A 2,609-nucleotide genomic window follows, 5' to 3' on the forward strand; every position below is an offset into this window, starting at 1 on the left:
GCATGACCGACCTGCTGCGCCGTACCAGCATGACCCACCAGCAGGCGCAATATGTGGGCACCATTTATCAGTCCACGCAGTCTTTGCTGACCGTGATTAACGATATTCTCGATTACTCGAAAATCGAGTCCGGCAAGCTGGAGCTGGATTACCAGCCCATCGCGCTGGAAAACATCGTCGATGATTGCGTGCGCCTGTTTGCACTACGCTCCAGCGAAAAATCCCTGCCGCTGTACATTCATATCGACAGTCGGGTGCCAGAGCGCATCAAGACCGATCCGATCCGCCTCAAGCAAATCATTACCAACCTGCTCAGCAATGCCTTCAAATTTACCGAGCGTGGTCACGTCGCCCTGCATGTAAACCTGAAGCAACCGGTGAATAACAAGGGCATGTGCGTGCTGATGATTGAAGTGGTCGATACCGGGATAGGCCTGGATGAAGGCCAGCAGTCGTCACTGTTCCAGGCTTTCAGCGATCTGTCTGCCAAGGGCAAGCACAACGGCGCCGGCCTCGGGCTGGTGATCTGCAAACGGTTGATCGAGCTGCTCGGCGGCGATATCGGCGTCTCCAGCTCTCTGGGCCGTGGAGCCACGTTCTGGTTATCCCTGCCGGTGGAAGTGGAAAAAGTTCAGAAGCAACCGGTGCTGGCAAATCGTACCGCCGCCATCATTTCCAGCACCGCCCCACAACTGCTTAGCCTGTCACAAATTCTCAGCCGCTGGGGCGCCAAAACGCTGGAATACCGCGACGTCATAACAGCGCTTGATCCGGCCAGCCCCGGCCAGCCCGTGGACTATCTGATCGCAGAACTGTCGGTATTGGAGAATCCCCACTACGTGGAACGCCTGCGCACTCACTTCGATAACCCGGCCCTGGTGCTGTTGCACCCCACCGGCCAGCCCCTCAGCGGCACCCTGCCGGAAGATCTGCTACTGATAGAAACGCCCTTTTCCTGTCAGGCGCTGAAACGCAGCCTGCTCACCGGCCCCGACGAAGCGCGCGCACCCTCCACCGCAAAAGAACCCCTGATCCGCTTGGATCGCGCCAATATGCTCAAGGTGATCGTGGCGGAGGACAATGCCGTTAACCAGCTGGTGATCGACAGCATCCTCAAATCGTTAGGTATCCATGCCACGCTGGTCAGCGACGGCGCACAAGCCGTAGAGCAAGTCCGCAACCGCCCGGATCATTGGGATATCATCTTCATGGATTGCGAAATGCCGGTGATGGACGGCTACCAGGCCACCCGGGAGATTCGTGCCCTGGAGGCCGCTCTGGAAACACCTCCGCACTGCTGGATCATTGCCCTGTCGGCCCATGCCACCGGCGATTATGTACAAAAAGCTCGCGACGCCGGGGTCGATGATTACCTCAGCAAACCGGTATCCCAGCAGCAAGTCCACGATGCACTCAGGCGTGGCCAGGGAACCTCTGGATAACGCCTTACGTGCTCAGTCTTTCAGGCTGGCTCGCAATCTATACCCCATTCGGGGCACAGAGGGCGCGTTTTTGAAGGTGTCCCCTAACTGGGATCGAGATATGTCCATCCATCGAAAAAGCGCAACAACGAGTGCGGGTCAGCCTGGAAAACCCGAAGGGCGCGGCCTGGAGCGCACATCTGCTGCGCCCTGTCTCCAGGAAAGGGAGCCACCCTTACCGTCGAGACAAGACACAACAGCTGTACGCTCCAGGTCACGCTGAGCATGCAAGGAGTTATTCAGAGGTTCCCCAGGTCTCCAGAGACATTACCGGCTAACGGAAACCGTTGAGGGGTTAAGGAGTTGCGCGCACACCGCCAGCAGCTCCCTCATCCGTACCGGCTTACCCAGAAAGGCATCACAACCGGCGTCCAGACAACGCTGGCGATCCACCGCCAGCACGTTGGCCGTCAGCGCCAATAGGGGGCCGCCATACCCCCGGTCACGCAGGGCCTGGGCAGTTTCATAGCCATCCATCACCGGCATCTGCATATCCAGCACAACCAGATCGTAAGCGCCGTCGGCCACCTGAAAGGCCGCGCAGGCTTCTTTCCCATGCTCCGCTTCTGTCACCTGCATGCCCGCCTGTTCCAGCACCTTGCGCACAAATAGACGATTCACTGCGTTATCTTCCACCAGCAACGCACGCATACCATCCAGTGAAGCCAACGCCCCCTGAGAAGCCGGCAGGTTATCCTGCCTGTCACCAGAGACCGGTGGAGCCGTGTGACAGGCCCGCACCAATGGTATCTCCAGCACAAAACGACTCCCCTGATTCAAGGTGCTGAAGACCTGAATATCCCCGTCCTGGGCGCGGGCCAATTGCCGGGCAATACTCAACCCCAGACCGGTACCGGTATAGCGACGGGTATGCGATGCGTCTGCCTGGGAGAAAGGCTGAAAGATACGGTTCAGCTCGCTTTCACTGATGCCGATCCCGGTATCTTCCACTGATACAGTCAGGCGCGACGTCTCTTCATCCCAGTTAACTCGCACATGCACCTGCCCCTGCTCGGTGAATTTCACCGCATTGCCAATCAAATTGACCAGTATCTGGCGCAAGCGAAACGCATCACCACTGACCGTCGGCGGCATGTCTGCCAGGTAATCAATACGCAAGGCAATGTC

2 protein-coding genes are annotated in these 2,609 nt (G+C 58.2%); one reads left to right on the forward strand and one right to left on the reverse strand.

Features of this window, described 5'->3' with window-relative positions:
- A partial coding sequence (locus A3754_RS17690; protein WP_156497056.1) for an ATP-binding protein occupies positions 1–1,442 on the forward strand: 1,442 nt, incomplete at its 5' end.
- A 306-nt stretch (positions 1,443–1,748) separates the two neighbouring features.
- On the opposite strand, the gene A3754_RS17695 is transcribed toward A3754_RS17690, so the two are convergent.
- Positions 1,749–2,609: ATP-binding protein (locus A3754_RS17695; RefSeq protein ID WP_156497057.1), on the reverse strand; the 861-nt coding region annotated here is incomplete at its 5' end.

The sequence above is a fragment of the Alcanivorax sp. HI0083 genome (genome assembly GCF_001635175.1).